This is a genomic window from Phocaeicola massiliensis B84634 = Timone 84634 = DSM 17679 = JCM 13223 (genome assembly GCF_000382445.1).
GTDB lineage: Bacteria > Bacteroidota > Bacteroidia > Bacteroidales > Bacteroidaceae > Phocaeicola > Phocaeicola massiliensis.
Genome location: NZ_KB905473.1, coordinates 450,343 through 471,935 on the forward strand (window position 1 = coordinate 450,343; position 21,593 = coordinate 471,935).

Annotated in this window: 15 protein-coding genes; 11 read left to right on the forward strand and 4 right to left on the reverse strand. The window is 41.6% G+C overall.

Annotated features, from left to right (window positions below):
- Positions 1 to 5 precede the first annotated feature (5 nt).
- Positions 6 to 3,221, forward strand: coding sequence for an efflux RND transporter permease subunit (locus tag HMPREF1534_RS04275; protein ID WP_005943018.1), 3,216 nt, complete (start codon positions 6 to 8; stop codon positions 3,219 to 3,221).
- The gene (locus tag HMPREF1534_RS04270; RefSeq protein ID WP_005943021.1) at positions 3,218 to 4,591 is read left to right on the forward strand and encodes a TolC family protein; all 1,374 of its coding nucleotides are present in this window, start codon (positions 3,218 to 3,220) and stop codon (positions 4,589 to 4,591) included. Before HMPREF1534_RS04275 ends, HMPREF1534_RS04270 begins: the two co-directional genes overlap by 4 nt.
- Before the next feature lie 73 nt (positions 4,592 to 4,664).
- On the opposite strand, the gene HMPREF1534_RS04265 is transcribed toward HMPREF1534_RS04270, so the two are convergent.
- Positions 4,665 to 5,915 (reverse strand): DUF4934 domain-containing protein, encoded by a 1,251-nt coding sequence (locus HMPREF1534_RS04265; protein WP_005943023.1) that lies wholly within the window; start codon positions 5,913 to 5,915, stop codon positions 4,665 to 4,667.
- Between the two features lie 72 nt (positions 5,916 to 5,987).
- Positions 5,988 to 6,539, reverse strand: coding sequence for a DUF3332 domain-containing protein (locus tag HMPREF1534_RS04260; protein ID WP_005943025.1), 552 nt, complete (start codon positions 6,537 to 6,539; stop codon positions 5,988 to 5,990).
- Between the two features lie 166 nt (positions 6,540 to 6,705).
- Here HMPREF1534_RS04260 and HMPREF1534_RS04255 point away from each other — a divergent pair, with 166 nt between their 5' ends.
- Positions 6,706 to 8,094 (forward strand): MFS transporter, encoded by a 1,389-nt coding sequence (locus tag HMPREF1534_RS04255; protein ID WP_026231454.1) that lies wholly within the window; start codon positions 6,706 to 6,708, stop codon positions 8,092 to 8,094.
- Positions 8,095 to 8,560: 466 nt separating this feature from the next.
- On the opposite strand, the gene HMPREF1534_RS04250 is transcribed toward HMPREF1534_RS04255, so the two are convergent.
- Together HMPREF1534_RS04250 and HMPREF1534_RS04245 are read right to left on the reverse strand one after the other, a co-directional pair.
- On the reverse strand, positions 8,561 to 9,613 hold the full coding sequence (locus tag HMPREF1534_RS04250) for a DUF4831 family protein (RefSeq protein ID WP_018452142.1): 1,053 nt from the start codon (positions 9,611 to 9,613) through the stop codon (positions 8,561 to 8,563).
- Between the two features lie 36 nt (positions 9,614 to 9,649).
- Positions 9,650 to 11,185, reverse strand: coding sequence for a bifunctional ADP-dependent NAD(P)H-hydrate dehydratase/NAD(P)H-hydrate epimerase (locus tag HMPREF1534_RS04245; RefSeq protein WP_005943031.1), 1,536 nt, complete (start codon positions 11,183 to 11,185; stop codon positions 9,650 to 9,652).
- Between the two features lie 474 nt (positions 11,186 to 11,659).
- Here HMPREF1534_RS04245 and HMPREF1534_RS04240 point away from each other — a divergent pair, with 474 nt between their 5' ends.
- From HMPREF1534_RS04240 to HMPREF1534_RS04205, 8 genes are all read left to right on the forward strand, one after another.
- Positions 11,660 to 14,689, forward strand: a complete 3,030-nt coding sequence (locus HMPREF1534_RS04240) for a SusC/RagA family TonB-linked outer membrane protein (RefSeq protein WP_005943032.1) — start codon at positions 11,660 to 11,662, stop codon at positions 14,687 to 14,689.
- A gap of 25 nt (positions 14,690 to 14,714) precedes the next feature.
- A complete protein-coding gene (locus HMPREF1534_RS04235) occupies positions 14,715 to 16,502 on the forward strand; it encodes a RagB/SusD family nutrient uptake outer membrane protein (protein ID WP_005943033.1) in 1,788 nt (595 codons plus the stop codon).
- 36 nt (positions 16,503 to 16,538) lie between these two features.
- Positions 16,539 to 17,378, forward strand: a complete 840-nt coding sequence (locus HMPREF1534_RS04230) for a discoidin domain-containing protein (RefSeq protein ID WP_005943034.1) — start codon at positions 16,539 to 16,541, stop codon at positions 17,376 to 17,378.
- A 161-nt stretch (positions 17,379 to 17,539) separates the two neighbouring features.
- Positions 17,540 to 18,076 carry a hypoxanthine phosphoribosyltransferase gene (gene hpt / locus HMPREF1534_RS04225; RefSeq protein ID WP_005943035.1) on the forward strand — a complete coding sequence of 179 codons (537 nt, stop codon included), beginning with the start codon at positions 17,540 to 17,542 and terminating at the stop codon, positions 18,074 to 18,076.
- Between the two features lie 40 nt (positions 18,077 to 18,116).
- Positions 18,117 to 18,689: an adenylate kinase gene (locus tag HMPREF1534_RS04220; protein ID WP_005943036.1), complete on the forward strand. Its 573-nt coding sequence runs from the start codon at positions 18,117 to 18,119 to the stop codon at positions 18,687 to 18,689.
- Between the two features lie 228 nt (positions 18,690 to 18,917).
- On the forward strand, positions 18,918 to 20,096 hold the full coding sequence (gene obgE, locus HMPREF1534_RS04215) for a GTPase ObgE (RefSeq protein WP_005943038.1): 1,179 nt from the start codon (positions 18,918 to 18,920) through the stop codon (positions 20,094 to 20,096).
- Positions 20,093 to 20,887, forward strand: a complete 795-nt coding sequence (gene pgeF / locus HMPREF1534_RS04210) for a peptidoglycan editing factor PgeF (RefSeq protein WP_005943039.1) — start codon at positions 20,093 to 20,095, stop codon at positions 20,885 to 20,887. The genes obgE and pgeF overlap by 4 nt, the downstream gene beginning before the upstream one ends.
- A gap of 38 nt (positions 20,888 to 20,925) precedes the next feature.
- Positions 20,926 to 21,585, forward strand: a complete 660-nt coding sequence (locus tag HMPREF1534_RS04205; protein ID WP_005943042.1) for a B3/B4 domain-containing protein — start codon at positions 20,926 to 20,928, stop codon at positions 21,583 to 21,585.
- The last annotated feature ends 8 nt before the right edge of the window (positions 21,586 to 21,593 follow it).

Below are 21,593 nucleotides of genomic sequence, written 5' to 3' on the forward strand. Positions count from 1 at the left end.
AGAAAATGAATTTAAGAACCTTTATAGAACGCCCCATCCTATCGGCTGTTATTTCTATTTCGATAGTGGTAGTGGGTATCATCGGGCTGTTTACTTTGCCCGTCGAACAATATCCTGATATTGCTCCGCCTACCATTCAGGTAAGTACCTCTTATTTTGGTGCCAGTGCGGAAACTCTTCAGAAGAGTGTTATCGCTCCGTTGGAGGAAGCGATTAACGGTGTGGAAAACATGACTTATATGACTTCTACGGCTTCCAATGCCGGCGTGGTGGATATCACAGTGTATTTCAAACAGGGGACAGATCCCGATATGGCAGCGGTCAATGTGCAGAACCGTGTATCGAAGGCAACCGGACAGTTGCCGGCGGAAGTAACGCAGGTGGGTGTGACTACTTCCAAGCGTCAGACCAGTATCTTGCAGATGTTTTCCTTGTACAGTCCCGACGATTCGTATGACGAGAAGTTTCTGTCCAACTATATCAGTATCAATCTGAAACCTTCCATCCTTCGTATTCAGGGTGTGGGCGATATGATGATTATGGGTGGCGACTACAGCATGCGTATTTGGATGAAGCCCGATGTGATGGCTCAGTACAAACTGATTCCGTCGGATGTGGCACAGGTGCTGTCCGAACAGAATATCGAGTCGGCTACCGGCTCGTTTGGTGAGAACTCAGATGAGACGTATCAGTATACCATGAAATATAAAGGTCGTTTGATAACTCCAGAAGAATTTGGTGAGATTGTCATTCGCTCTACTGATGACGGTGAGGTGCTGAAACTGAAAGATATTGCCGATATAGAGATGGGTGAAGAAAGTTACGCCTTTCATGGTGCTATGAATGGACATCCGGGGATTTCATGCATGATTTTTCAGACCGCAGGTTCCAATGCGACTGAAGTAAACAACCATATCGATGCGTTTTTGGAAGAGGCGGCGAAAGACCTGCCGAAAGGAGTGGAGCTGACGAAAGTGATGAGTTCCAATGACTTTCTGTACGCTTCTATTCACGAAGTAGTGAAGACATTGTTCGAAGCTGTCTTCCTGGTTATCTTGATAGTGTATGTGTTCTTGCAAGATATCCGCTCTACTGTTATTCCGTTGGTAGGTATCATTGTATCTTTGATTGGTACCTTCGCTTTTATGTCGTTGGCCGGGTTCAGCATCAACCTGATCACCTTGTTTGCTTTGGTATTGGTCATCGGTACGGTAGTGGATGATGCCATAGTCGTCGTTGAGGCGGTGCAAGCTCGTTTTGATGTGGGTTATCGTTCTTCGTATATGGCAAGTATTGATGCGATGAAGGGTATCAGTAATGCAGTTATTTCTTCTTCACTGGTATTTATGGCCGTGTTTATTCCGGTATCGTTTATGAGCGGTACTTCCGGTACATTCTATACCCAGTTTGGTCTGACTATGGCGGTGGCTGTAGGTATCTCAGCTGTCAATGCATTGACATTGAGTCCGGCATTGTGTGCTTTGTTCCTGAAACCGTATATCAACGAAGATGGTACAGAGAAAAACAATTTTGCAGCTCGTTTTCGTAAAGCGTTCAATGCGGCCTTCGATGCAATGATTGAAAGGTATAAGAAAGGAGTATTGTTCTTTATCAAACGCAAATGGATGGTATGGACACTTCTTGCGGCTTCGGTAGTACTATTGGCTTTCCTGATGAATACCACCAAAACCAGTTTGGTGCCTGATGAAGACCAGGGTGTGGTGTTTGTCAATGTCAGCACGGCTGCAGGTAGTTCATTGAAGACAACCAATGACGTGATGATGCGTATTGAAAAGCGTATGATGGATATCCCGCAGGTATTGCATGTGCAGCGCGTAGCCGGTTACGGTCTGTTGGCGGGGCAGGGTAATTCATTCGGTATGCTGATTCTGAAGCTGAAACCTTGGGATGAACGTAAAGGAAAAGAGAATGATGTGCAAGCGGTCATCGGGCAAGTATATGGTCGTACGGCAGACATCAAAGATGCCAGTATATTTGCCATTTCTCCGGGTATGATTCCGGGGTATGGTATGGGTAATGCATTGGAGCTGCACATGCAGGATAAACTGGGAGGAGATATCGGTACATTCTTTAATACTACTCAGCAATATCTGGGTGCGTTGAACCAACGTCCTGAAATTGCGATGGCATACTCTACTTTCGATATCCGTTATCCGCAATGGACAGTAGAAGTGGATGCTTCCAAATGTAAGCGTGCCGGTATTACGCCGGATGCGGTGTTAAGCACTCTGTCAGGGTATTATGGCGGACAGTACGTTTCCAACTTTAATCGTTTCTCTAAAGTGTATAAGGTTATGATTCAGGCAGATCCTAAATACCGTGTGGATGAGGCTTCGCTGAACAATATATTTGTGCGTATGTCTAATGGCGAGATGGCACCGCTTAGTCAGTTCGTACATTTGACACGTAGTTACGGTGCCGAGTCTCTGAGCCGCTTCAATATGTTCAACTCCATTGCAGTGAATGCAATGCCTGCCGAAGGGTATAGTACAGGTGACGCGATCCGTGCGGTGCAGGAGACTGCTGTACAAGCACTTCCGAAAGGCTTTGGATATGATTTCGGTGGTATTACTCGTGAAGAGACTGACCAGGGAGGTACTACCATCATCATTTTTGGTATCTGCTTCCTGATGATTTACCTTATTTTGAGCGCTCTTTATGAAAGTTTTCTTATTCCATTTGCAGTGTTGTTATCTGTACCATTCGGTTTGATGGGCAGTTTCTTGTTTGCCAAGATGATGGGACTGGAAAATAATATTTATTTGCAGACCGGATTGATTATGTTGATTGGTCTGCTTGCCAAGACCGCTATCTTGCTGACTGAGTATGCTACCGAGCGCCGTAAGGCAGGTATGAGTCTGACTTCTGCTGCCCTTTCTGCTGCCAAGGCTCGTTTGCGTCCTATCCTGATGACGGCGTTGACCATGATTTTCGGTTTATTTCCGTTGATGGTCGCCAGTGGTGTAGGAGCCAACGGTAACAGTTCACTGGGTACGGGTACGGTCGGTGGTATGGTGATTGGTACACTGGCATTACTGTTTATCGTGCCTTCTTTGTTTATCGTATTCCAATATTTGCAGGAGAAGGTACGTCCCATTCAGTTTCAGCCGGCGTCCGATTGGCAGATTCAGGAGGAATATGCAGAAGCTGTCGAGGAAAGACAACATCACATTGAAAGCAAAAAAGAAGAGAAAAAATGAAAAAACAAATCATCACTCTAACCGTCGCAGCACTCACACTGAGTAGCTGCGGCATATATACTAAATATAAACCTGCAACCGAGGTTCCCATAAACCTGTATGGGGAAGAGGTTGTAGTTACAGATACTTTGGATAATATGGGAAATCTGAGTTGGCGGGAAGTTTTTACTGATCCGCAACTGCAGATTTTGATTGAAAAGGGATTACAGAATAATACAGACTTGCAGTCTGCCCAATGGCGTGTAAAGGAAGCAGAAGCTACATTGTTATCTGCAAAGTTGGCTTATCTGCCTTCGTTTGCATTGTCTCCGCAAGGGACTGTGAGTAGTTTTGATAAATCCAAAGCAATGCAGACTTATACCTTGCCGGTTACAGCTAGTTGGGAGATCGATATTTTCGGTCAAATCCGTAATGCCAAGCGTCAGGCAAAGGCATTATTGGAGCAGAGCCGCGATTATAAACAGGCTGTCCGGACTCAGCTCATAGCCGGTATAGCCAATACTTATTATACTTTGTTGATGTTGGATGCCCAATTTGAAATTTCGGTCCGGACACAACATTCATGGAAAGAAACAGTAGATGCCACCCGTGCTTTGATGGAAGCAGGTATGGCAAACGAAGCGGCTATTTCGCAAATGGAAGCTACTTATTATACTATATGTACTTCAGTGCTTGACTTGAAAGAACAGATAAACCAGGTGGAAAATAGTTTGTCATTATTGTTGGCTGAAACTCCTCATACTATTGAGAGGGCGGACACATGGAACTTCCCCTATGGAATGCAGGAACGTTTCTCGGTAGGTATTCCTGTGCAGATGCTTTCCAATCGTCCGGATGTGCGTAGTGCGGAACGTTCGCTGGAAGCAGCTTTTTATGTGACTAACCAGGCACGTTCTGCTTTCTATCCTTCTATTGTACTGAGTGGTAGTGCCGGATGGACAAACTCTGCCGGAAGTATGATTGTCAATCCGGGGAAATTCATAGCAACGGCTATCGGTTCGTTGACGCAACCCTTATTTAATAGAGGCACAAATATTGCCCGGTTGAAGATAGCTAAAGCCCAACAGGAAGAAGCTAAGCTGGGTTTCCAACAGACATTGCTGAATGCCGGTAGTGAAGTAAATGAGGCTTTGGTAAAATATCAGACAGCGAAAGAGAAAGCGGCTTATTACGATAAACAAATCATGTCGCTGAATAAGGCTTTCGAAAGTACTTCTTTATTGATGCAACATGGAAATACTACCTACTTGGAAGTACTGACTGCACAACAGACTTTGCTCAGTGCACAATTGAATCAAGTAGCCAACCGTTTTGCAGAAATACAAGGTGTAATAAACCTCTATCAGGCATTGGGGGGAGGACGTGATTAATTTAACATACTGTTATCGTTAAAAAGGTGAGAAAAAGCTGCCTGAGTAGTGATACTTTGGGCAGCTTTTTTATTTATGGTTCTACAATGACACAGACAGGGTTGGAATCTTCATTTATCTTTTTTAAGAAGTTTAGCTTACCTTCTTTGACAGTTTCAGGGTGTTCGTCTAACCATTCCTGAATATCTCCTATTTCCAATACAGAAGCGTATTCTCCCTGTTGGGAGCTTGTTTCCGGGAAGAAAGGCATAAACCGGCTCAGGTCATCGGTAAATCCGGCTTCGTCTTTATTCATGTAAGTTGTTCCGGTTGCTTTGTTATATATTCCTGTGAAAGTTACGCTACGGCTATATATTCCTTGTATGCACTGGAACAGGATACTTTGCGGAGTCTCCATCACATAGGAGATAGTGATATACTCTTGTGTTCCTTCGGTTTCTCCAATTTTATCAGCCGGGAAAGTCCATTTGCCTGTATTGAATGTAAGATAAGGCTGCATGGTATTTCCATTGATGGTATATATAGTATCTTTCAGTGCTTCTTTGAAGTGAAGAGCATCTCCGCTGTTCCATATGGTAGGGTGATTGAGTGGGAAGATACCTTTTTTATTATCTTTGTACGTTATATAAATGAGACCATTGTAGCCAAGCATTCCGAAGGCTTCTTTTCCGGAGCCTCCTTTGAATACACTGATGGATGCAATATCATTGGGAGTAATGGTTGGGATGTTACGAGAGAAATTGCTTATGGAGTCTGTTGCTTTTCCTTCTTCATTTGAATATATCAATTTACTTTCGAATGGGGAAGTTCCGATTCCTCCACCATAATGGCCGATAATGAGTGAATCGGCAAAAGCTGCACAGAATCCTTGTAACAGACTTTTGGGTTGTATGGTTTCTCCCAAGAATTCTCCGTCTTGATTGTATTTGACCAATTTATTGGGTTGGCGATGAAAATAAAGAATTCCGGTTTGAGGATGGATGTAATATACTACTTCGCTGTATCCTTCCGGATCACCTCCTTTGTGCCCTATGGTACCTAAATACTTTCCTGTTTGTTTGTCGAATGCCAGACAACTACCTTCTGTAGCTACCAGGATTTTATCTTTCAGAAGCTTGATGTTGTAAGAGTTTCCTATTAAAGATGAATCGGTAGTTTCTAGTGGTACATAACGTATATTCTTTCCTAGCTGAGAAACCTTTAACTCAGTGAGGTGTTCAAAACTACCGGCAATGTCGATTGCATTTAAATTGTTCGTTGTTTTTGTGGGTGTGCAGGAACTTAGTAATAAAAGAAGTGAAGCACTTAAAATTGTTGTTTTCATGATATTAGAAGGCTAGAAGAAAGAGAAGTTGCTTTATAGTGAAAGCAACTTCTCTTTCTATTATACAATAAATTATCGGGCAGCAAAGAATACAGAACTTCCGGCTGCTACTCTTACAGCTGCTACACCTTGAGCATCGGGGGTGACAGTCATAGAGGTACCATTCTGCATACTGACAGTTGCCGTTCCGTCTTCATTCATTTTTACCAGCTCGAAACTTTGTCCGTCGGCTACCGCATTCCAGGTATTGTTGTCCTTGTTGTAAACCAAATCAACCGATTTTTCTTCTCCCTTTTTAGTGATGGTGTAACCGTCTGTGTTTGTCTTCACCAAATATTCACCGTTTTCGCCTTTTACTTCTTTCACTTCACCGATAGAAGCTGTCGGGTTGGAACCGCTCCAAAACTCGATAGAGTTGAGTACCAAAACATCTGCAAGATAAGCGATCTCGTAAACAGGTACAATGTGAAAAGCAACGAAAATAAGCTCGTTTACAAATTTGTTGCTGACTCCTTGGTTCCAATCCTTCAGATTATTCCATAATCCAAAAGAACCGATACATGATGAGAACATGATGCTTCCACCCAACATGGCACAAACAACCAATGTTTTACTTCTTTTCATAATTACATAAGTTAAGTTTATAAAAGTCATTTACCCGATGATAATTCGGGACTATTTGTCTTGCAAAGATAGAACTTTTTTATGGAAATGTTCTTCTCTCCTTAAAAATCTGTATCTTTGCCCATTCGAATATGAAAAACTATTAATCAAAAATCTTATAAAAGAAATGAAAGAACAGATTCAAAAAAAAATCAACGACTCTAAAGCGCTTCGGTGGGGAGTGTTGGTGCTGGTGGCTTTCACCATGTTATGCGGTTATTTTCTGACGGATGTGATGTCTCCCCTCAAAACAATGCTTGAAAAAGAATTATTATGGGACAGCCTTGATTACGGCATCTTTACAAGTGCTTATGGTTGGTTTAATGTTTTTGCTTTCATGCTGATTATTGGGGGGATTATCCTTGATAAGATGGGAGTTCGTTTCACCGGAATGGGAGCATGTATTTTGATGGTGTTAGGCTGCGGATTAAAATATTATGCAATTTCAACAACTTTTCCTGTGGGTGATACATTTTTTGGTATGAAAACACAGGTTGGTTTGGCTGCTTTAGGATATGCTATTTTCGGGGTCGGTGTGGAGATTGCCGGTATCACTGTCTCAAAAATTATTGTAAAATGGTTTAAGGGGAAAGAAATGGCGTTGGCTATGGGGATGGAAATGGCTACAGCACGTTTAGGCACCATGTTGGCTTTAGCTGTTACAGTTCCTATTGCTACTTTTTTTGGTGTAACCGATACCGAGGGCGTTTTGCATCCTAATATTCCGGCTCCCTTGCTGCTTTGTCTTATTATGCTTTGCATTGGCACGATAGCCTTCTTTATTTATACTTTCTATGATAAGAAACTGGACGCTTCGTTGGAGGAAGAGGGCATAGAACCGGAAGAGCCTTTCCGTATGAAAGATATTTGGCTGATTATCACTAATAAGGGATTTTGGTTGATTGCCATGCTTTGTGTATTGTTTTATTCAGCTGTATTCCCCTTCTTGAAATATGCTACTGATCTGATGGTACAGAAATATCATGTGGACCCTGAACTTGCTGGGACAATTCCAAGTCTTTTGCCTTTGGGAACTTTGTTCTTGACTCCATTTTTTGGAAATATATACGACCGTATTGGTAAAGGAGCTACTTTAATGATTATAGGTTCTATTCTCTTGATCTTCGTGCATACCATGTTTGCATTGCCGATACTTAATATTTGGTGGTTTGCTACTGTTGTAATGATAGTATTGGGTATTGGCTTTTCATTGGTTCCGTCGGCTATGTGGCCCTCTGTGCCTAAAATTATTCCTGAAAAACAATTGGGTACTGCTTATGCTCTTATTTTTTGGGTACAGAATTGGGGATTGATGGGTGTTCCTGCTTTGATTGGTTATGTGCTGAACAAATATTGCAAGGGGCCGGTTGTAGATGGTATGCAGACTTATGATTATACTTTGCCTATGTGTATTTTTGCTTGTTTTGGCGTGGCGGCCTTACTCTTTGCTGTTTGGCTGAAAGCAGAAAATAAGAAAAAAGGATATGGATTGGAAGAAGCCAATATAAAGAAATAGGCATATTTCCTGCTTAATTCCCTAAAAAAAACTGCTGCAAAGGATTGTTGTTGTCAATCGATTGCAGCAGTTTCTTTTTCAGCCTGTCGGTCTTATGCAAAGGCTGCAGTCAATAACAGAATAAAAATTGCTTCGGCTGCTGTAGCTATCATAAATACCTTTTTCACATTCTTCAGGCTTGCTGTTTGAGTAGTTGTATTCATACTTTCATCTTTTTAAGTTAGTAAAACTAATATCTTTTCTGTTGTTTTGTTATTGCAAAAATCAGAAATTATTCTGGTAGTCTACTGTTCTAAATGGCTTTTATAGTGTTCAAAAAATGCTTGTTAAACTTATTTATATCAACTATTAACAAGTGTATATAGGAAGTCGTTTAGGAGGATGGTATAAAGAAAAATACTACCTTTATCCATAGGACAGTATGCTGTAAATGGATAAAGGTAGTATATAGAGTAAATTGGAGTTATCAGTCTTTGTCTATCTTTACAATTTTTCCGTTATTGGGGTCGAAAAGTACTCGTGTGTTTATTTTTTTATTGAATAAGTTATCTACTAATACTTCGGTGGTTCCAAATTGTGTAATGAGGAGTTCACCCTTAAAGTACCGTTTGGTGGGGCTGGCAACAGTGACTAATGCTTTGCCCGGAATATTATAAATAACCCCGTCTACTTTTCTTTTGTCTTTTGCCTTCTCGTCTGCCGGAGGTAGTGTTTCCTGATTAGTGACAGATAGATAAATGGGTTCTCCTGCCAAGTTCTCGTCACTTACTACACCCAACTTTTTTGAAAATCGGAAAGCGACTTTATCTTTCATGTCTTCTGTGGGAGTTACTCGGATAGTAAGGGTTTTGTCTTCACGATTGGTTATACCCGCAAACATTTGCATCATGGCTTGTTCCTGCTCGTCCAAATTGTCCAGCATCAGTTTCAGTGCTGCACCGTCTTTGGGCATATAATCAGCTTGTCCGCGGGTAAGGCTGTTTTTGCTTTCTCGGATATTATAGATTTCTTTAGCTACCAGTTCGGCCATCTTTGCGGTGGAGGCAGTACTAAGAATCTCTTCAGTCATAAAACTACGTGGATCTATACGTTTCTTGGCTGTATTTGTAATCGGAGTAGCAGGTGTTTTTTCTATCGGTGAAGTAGTATTGATAGCTTTGATAATACCATCATTGGTCAGCTCCACTTGCGAAGCGGCACTTTTATCTTTTAGTTTTACTACATATGCATTATCCGGGTCGGGGATACCGATAGCTTTCGCTTTGATACTTTTTATTTCCCAGTAGGTTTCCGGTTGGGCCGAGATGTTTGTCATACGCAGATATCTGTTTGCATATTGGCATAACTCTCCCGGAGTATAGGTCACTTTGGTGGCCACTACTTCCAGTTCTATTTCAGTCTTGGGTAAGTAATAAACTACACCTTCTCCCATGGTTCCCGGAGTATATTTACTGAAATCTTGTGCAGCGCTACTCAATGAAGTCAGTATACTTGCTGCAATTATTAATCCTCTTTTCATAATTTCCTTTTCTTGTATAGGTGAGGGCAAATATAGCTATTCTTTTGTAAATCCGGCTTTTGTTTCGCTTAATTTCTTCCAAGCGATGGGAAGTGCTTCTACAATATCGCTTGAAGTCATTCCTATTTCTCCTTTTTGCTGGGCAGCAATGTCTCCTGCCAGGCCATGTACATAGACACCTAGTCGGGAAGCATCTTCTTGAGAGTACCCTTGTGACAATAATGAGAGTAGGATACCGGTCAATACATCACCACTTCCGGCTGTTGCCATACCGGGATTACCGGTGGGATTGAAATAACAATTTCCTTCCGGAGTAACGACGGCACTCCAAGAGCCTTTTACTATAATGTAGCTTTGCAAATAAGCAGCCAGTTCTTTAGTCTTGACTAAACGTTCATAGGTATCCATACACTTTCCGATGAGGCGTTCCAACTCACCCAAATGAGGAGTGAGAATACAACGTTTCGGCAGTCGGCTTAACCAACTGCGGTGAGTGCTTAGAATATTCAGGGCGTCGGCATCCAATACTAGCGGTAGCGGACAATTTTGTATCTGTTCCATCATAGCGAGGGCGGTATCTTCTTCTTGGCCCAGCCCGGGACCGATAGCTATTGCTTGATAGCGGTCAATGTCGGTTGGCTCTGCAAAATAACGTTCATGTATATCGGTATGTACAATAGCTTCGGGTACAGTGGATTGCATTAAATCGTGATTATGGATAGGAACATGTACTGTCAGCAATCCGATACCAGAACGCAGACATGCACGGGCCGATAGGATAGAAGCTCCTGCCATGCCGTACGAGCCTGCAATTAATAGCCCATGACCGAATGCTCCCTTGTGTGCAAATCGTTTTCGTGGTTTGATAAGGTTGCGTATTTCTGCTTCTTCAGTGGTGAAGAAAGAACTTTCTACTGTTCCTATAAATTCAGTCTTTAAACCGATATTTAATAACTCCCATTCACCTACAATATCTTCGTTCTCAGGGAAGAAAAACGAAAGTTTAGGCAGTTGGATGCTGAGAGTCACATCTGCACGCATGATATTTTGCCTTATATTATAGGTATTGTCTTCTCCCATTAATCCCGAGGGAATATCGATGGCTACTACCGGTGACTTGGAAGCATTGATATATTTCACTACAGCGGCAAATCCGCCGTTTAATGGCTTGTTGAGGCCGGAACCGAATAATCCGTCTACTACGAGATGCTTCTCTGTCAGTACAGGCGGGTCAAATTTTGTACTTACTTCCGTAAAGTAGATAGAACCGCATTCTTTCAGGCGGTTAAGATTGATTTGGCATTCTTCGGATAATTTTCCTTTGGTATTGAACAGGAAAACTTCTACCCGATAATTCTGTTGTGACAGTAGTCGTGCTACGGCCAATGCATCTCCTCCATTATTTCCGGGACCGGCAAAAACAACGATATGGAAAGAGGCGTCCCAACGACGCATAATGGTGCGTGTCAGTTCATGGGCAGCCCGTTCCATCAAATCGATGGAAGTTATGGGTTCATTGGCTATAGTGTATTTGTCCAGCTCTTTTAGATGGGTGCTCGAAATAATTTTCATATTCAATCTCTTTTGTTTGAATGTGCAAAGATAACACTATTTACTAAAAGAGGTTGTGAGAAAACTTCGATACTTAGAATAAAAATGCTAAGTTTGCAAGCAGTATTAGCTGTCAATGCTTTAATAGTAGCTATTTTAGTCCTTATACTTAAAGGTCATCATTCTCATTTTAAGCAGAGATAAATATCTTCTTTAAATATCCATATATCTTTGGTTTTCGACTTGTTTTAAAAACAGATTATTATCCTCTTTCTTAGCACTATTTATTGCCTTTTTACAAAAAATGGCAATAATATGCTAGAGTTAGTTTTCATATTTGTATATTTGCACCTGAAATACTAATTGTGTTTAAAAAATAATCAATTTATTAATCTTAAATTTGGATATGTGTAAAGGCAAAAACTTACCCAGGGGCAGGCGTCAACAAACGCATTCTATTCAATTAACAGTAAATACATCCTTAAATTAAAATCTATGAGAAGAGAGCAATTTAAATTAGTAAGTGCGATACTACTTTTATCTGGTTTTTCTACCGGATATATGCAAGCAGCACCTCATGCAGCAGCTACGGGAGTATCTATCGTACAGCAGGATAATACCTGTAAAGGTGTTGTATTAGATCAAAATGGTGAATCCGTTATCGGAGCTTCAGTTGTTGTAAAAGGAACAACTAATGGAGGTATTACAGGTATGGACGGAGATTTTATCATTTCTAATGTGAAGAAAGGCGATATTATCGTTATTTCATTTGTGGGTTATGCAGAACAAGAAATTGTGTGGGACGGTAAGCCGATGAAAGTGACTTTGCAAGAAGACACCGAGACTTTGGATGAAGTAGTGGTGGTAGGTTACGGTGTACAGCGTAAGAGTTCTATTACCGGTTCTATCGCTTCTGTAAAATCAGACAAATTGAAGACGGTTACCACTCCGAGCGTGGCCAATATGCTGCAAGGTAAAGTTGCCGGTGTAGTAGTTACACCTACTTCCGGTCGGCCGGGTGCCGGTGTAAGTATCCGGGTACGTGGTACCGGTTCATTGCGTGGTAATACAGAGCCTCTTTGGGTTATTGACGGTGTGGTAGGTGATGCCATGGCTGATTTGAACCCGAATGATATTGAAAGTATCTCTATCTTGAAAGATGGTTCGGCTACAGCGCTTTATGGTTCTCGTGGTGCTAACGGTGTAGTGCAGGTTACAACGAAGCGCGCCACAACCGGAGGTTCTTCTTTCGATGCTTCTGTGAAGTTTGGTATTTCTCAACTGCAAAAGGGTAATCTTGAGATGATGAACGGTGCTGAATATTATGATTATCTGGTTACCGCTTATACCAATGCCGGAACATTACAAGACCAACAGTGGCTTCAGCCTTATTTGAAGGAACAAAACTTTGATTGGTGGGATTTTGCTACGCAGAATGCTTTGACACAGAACTACAACATCGGATATAAGTATGGTAATGACCGAATTAAATCTTATATTTCTGCTGACTATTATACAGAAGAAGGTGCAATCAAAGGATACGATTATGACCGTTTTACTTTAAGAGTGAACACAGACTATATTGTTAATGACCGTTTGACATTGAGAGCAAAATTGTCTACCAGTTATAAGGAGACATTTGACCAGCAATATGGTTTGTCTCACACCAGCTATACGCCGTGGGATACTCCGTATGACTCTCAGGGTAATATAAAAATCGGAACAGAAGGTCGACCGAGCAAAGAAGATGCCGCCACTGCAGATCCACGCGATTACTGGTATTCCGACGGAAGCTCCAACTGGCTGTATAACAACCAATTGAACTGGGGTAAATCACGTTCTAATGCTATGGATATCGGTGCTGGTTTTGATTATAAGATTTTTGATTGGTTGACTTTTGTTTCTAATAACAAAGTGGGCTTGAGCAATAGTTATGGTGAGAATTATTATGACCCGAAGGCTGTGGGACAAGAATCACTTCAAGGTACGATTTACAACAGTAATTCCAACGTTCGTACCATTTATACCAGTCAGTTACTTCGTTTCTTGAAGACTTTCAATGATGTACACGAAATCAACGCGTATTTGGGTTATGACTACGATGAATATCGTTATTATAGCATGACCGGTCAGGCTTCACAAATGTTTCAGGGTAATGAAATTCTGAACGGTGGTGTAGCTAATCCTAAAGTAGGTGGTACCAAAGTTGAAAAGAAGAATGCCGCTTATTATTTTAACGGTAACTACTCTTACGATAATAAATACCTCTTTCAGGTGATGTTCCGTGTAGATGGTTCGTCACAATTCGGTTCCAATAAACGTTGGGCTCCTTTCTGGTCTGTCGGTGGTGGTTGGAGTATGCATAAGGAAGAATTCATGAGTAATCTTAAATGGGTGAATGAATTGAAACCCCGTATTTCTTATGGTATTTCCGGTAACTTGCCTGGTGGTGCTTATGAATGGGCTACTATGCTGGCCAGTACTACACAATATGGTGGTAAGGTAGGATTGTATTCCAATTACTTGGGAAATCCTGATCTTTCTTGGGAAGAAACGGCTACTTTAGACTTTGGTTTGGATGTACGTTTGTTTGACCGTTTAAGTATTGTATTTGATTACTATCACAAGAACGTAAAGAATCTTATTTATTTGAAGCATTTACCTGCGGTTACAGGTTATAACCGCCAGACTGCCAATAATGGTAAAATGACGAATCAAGGTTTTGAAGTAACTGTTACTCCTGAAATCATCAGAACTAAAGACCTTTATTGGGATGTTAGCTTCAACTTAGGCTATAATAAGAATGAAATTACTTATCTTCCTGACGGTGATGAACTTACATCACAAGCTACTGCTGTGGGCTACCCTTACAGAAATTGGTATTTGCGCGAATGGGCAGGTGTAGATTCACAAACAGGAACTCCGTTGTGGTTTAAAGTAGATGAAAATGGTAAGAAAACTGTAACCGGTGACTACAACGAGGCAACCCGTGTATTGTTGGATGAAGTGCCTACTCCTAAATTTAATGGTGCTATCAGCACGAACTTGACATGGAAAGGTTTCACTCTGAACGCTAACTTTACATTTGCTACCGGCGCTATGATTTATAATGGACAGCGTGCTGGTGCGATTGACCGTGACTGCGGACGTAACTCTCAGCCTCCTATGAAATTGAAAGACGGATGGAGCCGTTGGGAAAAGCCGGGTGATATCGCTACACATCCTCAGTTGATCGATGGTGGTAATAACGGTGCCGATAGAGAATCCACACGTTATCTGGAAAACGGTGACTATTTCAAACTGAAATCTCTTTCATTGGCTTATAGCTTCCCGAAGCGTTGGCTGGAACCACTGGGTGTAAAGTCGGCTAATTTGAGTGTTGGTGGTGAGAACTTATTTACCATTACCAGCTTCTCAGGACAAGACCCGGAAATCCTGTATTCTGCAGATTATAATGGTAGTGCGGGAAGCTTCGGATATCCTACAGTAAGACGTTTTACCTTAGGATTGAATGTCCAATTCTAATTTCTAATATCTAAATGAAAACATTATGAAAATAAAATATATACTAGGTGCCATGGGAATGGCGTTCGGAATGACCGGATGCAACCTGGACATTACCATGTATGATGGTGTGATGGAGGAACAATTCGACAATAAGAACCTTCTTGAATTATCTCAGGGAAGTTATCGTTTGTTGAAAAATGACGGTGGATTGATAGACAACGGATATTATTTTTGGGCTTTTGGTGCTGATGATGTCACTTGGAACGGAACTTCAACCGGTTCAACTTTTAAATTGTATGATTATAGCCGAAACATTGCCAGTTCCACTACAGAATATACTTGGGAGCTCGGCTATCGTGTGATTGGTAACTGTAATAAAATTATTGAAATTATTCAGGGACTGGGTAATGAAAGTACTCGTGAGCAAACCATCATGATGGGTGAAAACTACTATTTGCGTGCATTGAGCTATTTCTTGCTGGTCAATGAGTTTGCACAGCCTTATTCTAACAACCCGACACAGAACCCCGGCTTGCCTTTGAAGTTGACAAGTGATCCGAATGATTTACCTCAAAGTCGTTCTACTGTTGCCGAAGTTTACGACCAAGTGGTTCTCGACTTGAAAGATGCCATCACTTATCTGACACTTCAGCAAGGAGAGACTCCCAAATCAAACATTTATGCTACCAAGGAAGCTGCTGAAGCTTTGTTGGCCAGAGTTTATCTCTATATGGAGAACTGGGACGGTGCATGGGAAATGGCTAACAAGGTAATCACATCTGGCCGCTTTGAGTTGGAAAGAGGAAACCGTTTTGCTACTTATTCACAACTTATTCCGGAAGACAACAAGGAAACCATTTTTGCAGTACGTCGTACACTTGACAAAGATGATGATGGATACAGCCGTATGGGTAGTATGTACATCCGTATCGATGGTTCGGGTTGGGAAGAAATGTCTCCTTCTTCAAGATATTTGGAGCTTTTGGAATTGCATTTGAATGCTAATGATATGCCTCAGGACTTACGTAGTAAATTTATCGTGAAAAGATACGTAGAAGATGGTGTAGCCGATTATACTCCGGTTGGATATCCAAATAATGTATATGAAGACTGGACGTTTGCTTATGCTGTTAAGCAAGCTAATACAGCCAATTATGAATACAAACAGTTGGATGTAGAAAAACAAGCTGACGGTACATTCCTTATTACCAAAGACGCTTCTAAATTTCAAAGCGCTACCATTCAAGAAGAAGCCTATAACACAGGTACTCGTTACTATGTAGTAGGACAGGACGGTAACAAGTATATAGGTCGTATCGAACCTAAAGTATTTGATGCTTCTACTAAGCGTGGTAAATCTTCTCTTTTCCTTGTGTATGCTATCAACAAATGTTCTTACCAGGAACAGAGCAAACATTTGTGGTCACCTATCATTTCCCGTTTGGCAGAAATGTATCTGATACGTGCCGAAGCTAATTATGAAAAGGGTGGTTCCGTACAGGCTACTTTGGATGATATCAATATCCTTCGTGAAAGAGCTGGTATACCGGAGTGGACAATGGAAAACATAGCTACTGCTGAAAGCGGAAATCCGAAAGATGTTCATAAGATTATCGAAGAAGAACGTATGTTGGAACTTGCATGGGAAGGTCATCGTCGTTTCGATGTATTCCGCTGGCGCCATACTATGGATAGAAGATATCCGGGAGGACATACCATTGCTCAGGGTGATAAGTTCTATGAAATTCCATATAACTCTCCATCAGTATGTGAGTTTATTCCACAGCTTCAATATGATGCTTATCCTTACAAATTGGAACAGAACCCCTAACAAAAACAGATTTACTAATTCAAAATGGATATACAAATGAAAAAAATATCATATTTACTTTTGCTCTTTTTCTCGGCCATTGTTTGTGGATGTTCCGAATATGAGCAACCGTATGTCGGTTACATCGTTGTAGAGCGTGCCGTATTGGATGCTGCTGCCAATTCCAGTACTACTGTGATTGCAGATACAGATATCTCTTCTGATATTGTTGTTGACAATGTAGACGCAGATTGGTGTCAGGTTTCGGTAAACGGTAAGGAAATTACCGTGACTGCAACATCTGCCAATACAGACAGCAGTTATCGTACAGCTACTGTCAGTGTAACATCCGGTTACCGCCAGGCTACTTTCACTGTATTGCAGAAGTATGATGGCCAAGAATTTTTGCAGTATGATTGGACTCGTTGGACTGCTACCGGTAATGGTGTTGAAGCCAGTGATGGTGGTGGTTATCCCAGCTTGTTTAAGGAAGAACGTACGAACTTCTGGCATAGTCCGTACAGTTATTCTGTGCCTCTTCCTTATATTTTGGAAATTGATATGAAAGAGGAACTGGAGTGCGCTATGTTCCACATCGGTAGAAGACACTATGCACCGAATGGCAACAATTATGGTACTGTAAAGACCATGAATATTTATGCCAGCACGGATAATGAGAACTACGAAAAGGTAGCTGATTTTACTTTCGCATTGCCGTGGACTGCTCCTGATGGAACTGTGGTAAAAAGCTATACCAGTCCGCTGATTCCGGCGTATGAAGAATTGGTGTTGTCTTCACCTGTCAAGGCCCGTTATTTCCGTTTGGAAATTACAGAAACCAATACGTCGAATAATGCATGCCAAGTGGCATACTTTAAAGTATTTGAAAGAATCTAGTTAAGATTTGATGAACTTTTAATACCGACTCTCTTTTGTGGAGGATGTTTGGAGATTTATTTCCGGCATCCTCCTTTTTTGTATATTACAAAACGTATGGATAGATTTCATAAAATCGAATTAAAACACTATTTTTGCACCGATTTAATAAAAATACGGTTATGGATACCATTCAGATAAAAGACAAGCGTTTCACGACTTTCATTCCCGAAGAGCGGATATTGAGAGAAGTAGAACGGGTAGCGAGTGAAATTAACCGGGATTTAGAAGGTACGAATCCCCTGTTTCTAAGTGTGCTCAACGGTTCGTTCATGTTTGCAGCCGATTTAATGCGTAACCTTACCATCCCCAGTGAGATATCTTTTGTAAAACTAGCTTCTTATGCCGGCACATCGTCTACCGGTAAAGTGAAAGAGTTGGTTGGTTTGAATGACGATATCGAAGGTCGTACAGTGGTGATTGTAGAAGATATCGTGGATACGGGAGTCACAATGAAACATTTATTGGAGACACTTCAAGCAAAGAACCCGAAGGAAATTCGTATTGCCACATTGCTGTTGAAGCCTGATAAACTGAAGGTAGATTTGAATATACATTATATAGCTATGCGTATTCCTAATGATTTTATTGTCGGTTATGGACTTGATTATGACGGCTTGGGGCGCAATTACCGTGATATCTATACTGTAATAGAGTAAGAATTATACAACTAAATATAATAATAAAAGGTAAAACAAGATGTTGAACATTGTAATTTTCGGTGCTCCGGGTTCGGGAAAAGGTACTCAGAGTGAACGTATTGTAGAGAAATTCGGTATTAATCACATTTCAACAGGAGATGTGCTTCGTGCAGAAATAAAGAATGGTACAGAACTGGGCAAAACTGCTAAAGGTTATATTGACCAGGGTCAGTTACTTCCTGATGAGCTGATTATCGACATCCTGGCTAGCACATTGGATAGTTTCAAGGATAGCAAAGGAGTTATTTTCGACGGTTTCCCCAGAACGATTGCTCAGGCAGAAGCGTTGAAGAAGATGTTGTCGGAACGCGGACAGGAAGTTTCTATTATGTTGGACCTTGATGTTCCCGAAGACGAACTGATGACGCGTCTGATTAAACGTGGACAGGAGTCAGGTCGTGCAGATGATAATGAAGAGACTATCAAGAAACGCCTTACTGTTTACCATTCGCAGACAGCTCCGCTGATTGACTGGTATAAAAAGGAAGGCAAATATCAGCATATTAACGGATTGGGTAATTTAGAAACAATTACGCAAGACATCTGTAAGGCTGTTGATGCAGTGAAGTAAGTTATATTTTATCGTATAGAATAAAAAGAGGCTCAACAATGGATAGGAATATCTTTTGTTGAGCCTCTTTGTTATGGGGACCCGGTTTTTTCCGATATGTTTGTGAAGCATATAGATAAGACATGCCAAGAAATGGAAAAAGAATAAATATTTGTTTCTGTTAAAAAACTTGAGGAAATCGACTGAAATCATTACTTTTGCACTCATTATCTCAAACAATAGAAGAAAATGGCTGAATCGAATTTTGTTGATTACGTGAAAATATATTGCCGTTCGGGAAAAGGCGGACGAGGCTCTACACACATGCGTCGTGAAAAATACGTACCCAATGGTGGCCCCGACGGTGGCGATGGTGGTAGAGGAGGTCATGTTATTTTGCGGGGAAACCGCAATTATTGGACATTACTTCACTTGAAATATGACCGTCATGTGTTTGCTACTCATGGCGGAAATGGTTCCAAAAATAAGAGTTTTGGTAAGGATGGTGAAGATAAAGTCATCGAAGTACCTTGTGGTACAGTGGTTTATAATGCTGAGACCGGTGAATATATTTGTGATATTACCGAAGACGGACAAGAAGTTGTCCTGCTGAAAGGCGGACGAGGAGGCCTGGGTAACTGGCATTTCCGCACTGCTACTCGTCAAGCACCGCGTTTTGCACAACCGGGAGAACCGATGCAGGAACTTACGGTTATTCTAGAATTGAAATTACTGGCAGATGTCGGTTTGGTAGGTTTTCCCAATGCCGGTAAATCGACTTTGCTTTCCACCGTGTCGGCTGCACGTCCCAAGATAGCCAATTATCCGTTTACTACGCTTGAACCCAATCTGGGTATTGTGTCTTATCGCGAAGGGAAATCTTTCGTTATGGCAGATATTCCCGGTATTATTGAGGGAGCCAGTGAAGGCAAAGGATTGGGACTCCGTTTCTTGCGACACATTGAGCGTAATTCATTATTACTTTTTATGGTGCCCGGAGATACAGACGATATCCGCAAAGAATATGATATATTGCTGAATGAACTGGCTACCTTTAATCCCGAAATGCTGGACAAACAGCGCGTGTTGGCTATCACAAAATCCGATATGCTGGATGAGGAGTTGATTAATATGCTTGAACCGACTCTTCCGAAAAATGTTCCACATATCTTCATATCTTCTGTCACTGGCATGGGCATCCAACAACTGAAGGATATGCTGTGGACAGAGCTGAATAAGGACAGCAACCGTTTAGAAGGTGTCCGTACCGAAACAATTGTCCATCGTGCCAAAGATGTAGCCAAATTGCAAGAAGAGCTAAAGGCTATGGGTGAAGACGAAGACTTTGAATTTGAATATGAGGACGATGACGATGATGATTTTGATTATGAATACGAGGAAGAAGATTGGGACGAAGAAAAGAAATGAAACGGCTGACATCAGATAATAAAATGTTGGGATATGAGCTGATGAAGGCATATCCCAACATTTCTTGTTTTTCTACTACCCGTCATGGAGGGTGCAGCGAGGGAAATTATGCTTCTTTTAATTGCACCGGATATTGTGGGGATGAGGCAGAGCATGTGCAGAAAAATCGTGAAATATTGTGTGAACTTTTGCCACAGAAACCTTTGGAATTAATTATTCCCCATCAAACGCACAGCACCAATATCGGTGTAATTGATGATGCCTGTATCAGAGCGAACAAGGAGAATCGGTTGGAAGATATTGATGCCATTATAACGGAACTTCCCGGCTATTGCCTTTGTATTTCAACGGCCGACTGCATCCCGGTGTTGCTTTATGACCCGACAAAGCAGGTCATTGCCGCTGCTCATGCCGGTTGGCGGGGTACGGTGGGAAAGATTGTGGCAAAAACTCTTGCAGTAATGAAAGAACGGTATGCTTCAGAGGAAAAGGATATAAAGGCCTGTATCGGTCCGGGCATCTCACTTGCTGCTTTTGAAGTAGGTGATGAGGTATACGAGACCTTTCGTACTGCCGGTTTTGACATGCGGCGCATTGCCCGTAAAGAAGAAAAATGGCATATTGATTTGTGGGAGGCCAACCGTTTGCAGTTGCTCGGTCACGGTGTAAAAGCGGAGAATATAGAGGTGGCGGGTATTTGTACCTATCAAAATTACCTCGATTTCTTTTCAGCCCGTCGGTTAGGAATCCGTTCAGGGCGAATCTTATCGGGAATCATGCTGCATCGCTGACGTAGCGGCGGATTGAAATTTAAAAGAAAAAATGGATTATGAAAATAGAAGTATCATCGGAAATAAGAACAGCTTGTCCGGCTTTTGCCGGGGTTGCCATCTCTGCCAAGGTGGTTAATACGGCGTACAATGAAGAATTGTGGAAGAAGATAAATGAATTTACTGTTCGTTATCGTGAAATGTATACGACGGATTCCATCAAAGATATGACGACTATTCATGCTACTCGCGAGGCTTATAAGAAATGTGGCAAGGACCCCAGCCGTTACCGTCCTTCGGGAGAAGCACTATGCCGCAGGATACTTCGCGGAATTTCACTCTATCAGATAGATACATTGGTAGACCTTATAAATCTGGTATCTATCCGTTTTGGTTATTCTATCGGAGGCTTTGATGCGGATAAGATAGTCGGCGACGCTCTTGTTTTGGGTATCGGCAAAGCCGGAGAACCGTATGAAGGCATTGGGCGCGGTGAACTGAACATAGAAGGAATGCCTGTTTATCGCGATGCGGTTGGCGGAATCGGGACACCTACCAGTGACAATGAACGTACAAAACTGGAATTGGGTACAACTCATCTGCTTACCATTATTAATGGTTATAGTGGAAAAGAGGGACTTCGGGATGCTGCCGACTATATGATTGAGTTGCTGAAAGAGTTTGCATCGGCAGAAGATATCAAACAGATTGAATTTTAACTCCTGAA

Excerpts from the sequence above, each read along its gene's own strand:
- HMPREF1534_RS04275 (WP_005943018.1), top strand. The coding sequence starts at position 6 with ATGAATTTAAGAACCTTTATAGAACGCCCCATCCTATCGGCTGTTATT.
- HMPREF1534_RS04270 (WP_005943021.1), top strand. The coding sequence starts at position 3,218 with ATGAAAAAACAAATCATCACTCTAACCGTCGCAGCACTCACACTGAGT.
- HMPREF1534_RS04265 (WP_005943023.1), bottom strand. The coding sequence starts at position 5,915 with ATGAAAACAACAATTTTAAGTGCTTCACTTCTTTTATTACTAAGTTCC.
- HMPREF1534_RS04260 (WP_005943025.1), bottom strand. The coding sequence starts at position 6,539 with ATGAAAAGAAGTAAAACATTGGTTGTTTGTGCCATGTTGGGTGGAAGC.
- HMPREF1534_RS04255 (WP_026231454.1), top strand. The coding sequence starts at position 6,706 with ATGAAAGAACAGATTCAAAAAAAAATCAACGACTCTAAAGCGCTTCGG.
- HMPREF1534_RS04250 (WP_018452142.1), bottom strand. The coding sequence starts at position 9,613 with ATGAAAAGAGGATTAATAATTGCAGCAAGTATACTGACTTCATTGAGT.
- HMPREF1534_RS04245 (WP_005943031.1), bottom strand. The coding sequence starts at position 11,185 with ATGAAAATTATTTCGAGCACCCATCTAAAAGAGCTGGACAAATACACT.
- HMPREF1534_RS04240 (WP_005943032.1), top strand. The coding sequence starts at position 11,660 with ATGAGAAGAGAGCAATTTAAATTAGTAAGTGCGATACTACTTTTATCT.
- HMPREF1534_RS04235 (WP_005943033.1), top strand. The coding sequence starts at position 14,715 with ATGAAAATAAAATATATACTAGGTGCCATGGGAATGGCGTTCGGAATG.
- HMPREF1534_RS04230 (WP_005943034.1), top strand. The coding sequence starts at position 16,539 with ATGAAAAAAATATCATATTTACTTTTGCTCTTTTTCTCGGCCATTGTT.
- hpt (WP_005943035.1), top strand. The coding sequence starts at position 17,540 with ATGGATACCATTCAGATAAAAGACAAGCGTTTCACGACTTTCATTCCC.
- HMPREF1534_RS04220 (WP_005943036.1), top strand. The coding sequence starts at position 18,117 with ATGTTGAACATTGTAATTTTCGGTGCTCCGGGTTCGGGAAAAGGTACT.
- obgE (WP_005943038.1), top strand. The coding sequence starts at position 18,918 with ATGGCTGAATCGAATTTTGTTGATTACGTGAAAATATATTGCCGTTCG.
- pgeF (WP_005943039.1), top strand. The coding sequence starts at position 20,093 with ATGAAACGGCTGACATCAGATAATAAAATGTTGGGATATGAGCTGATG.
- HMPREF1534_RS04205 (WP_005943042.1), top strand. The coding sequence starts at position 20,926 with ATGAAAATAGAAGTATCATCGGAAATAAGAACAGCTTGTCCGGCTTTT.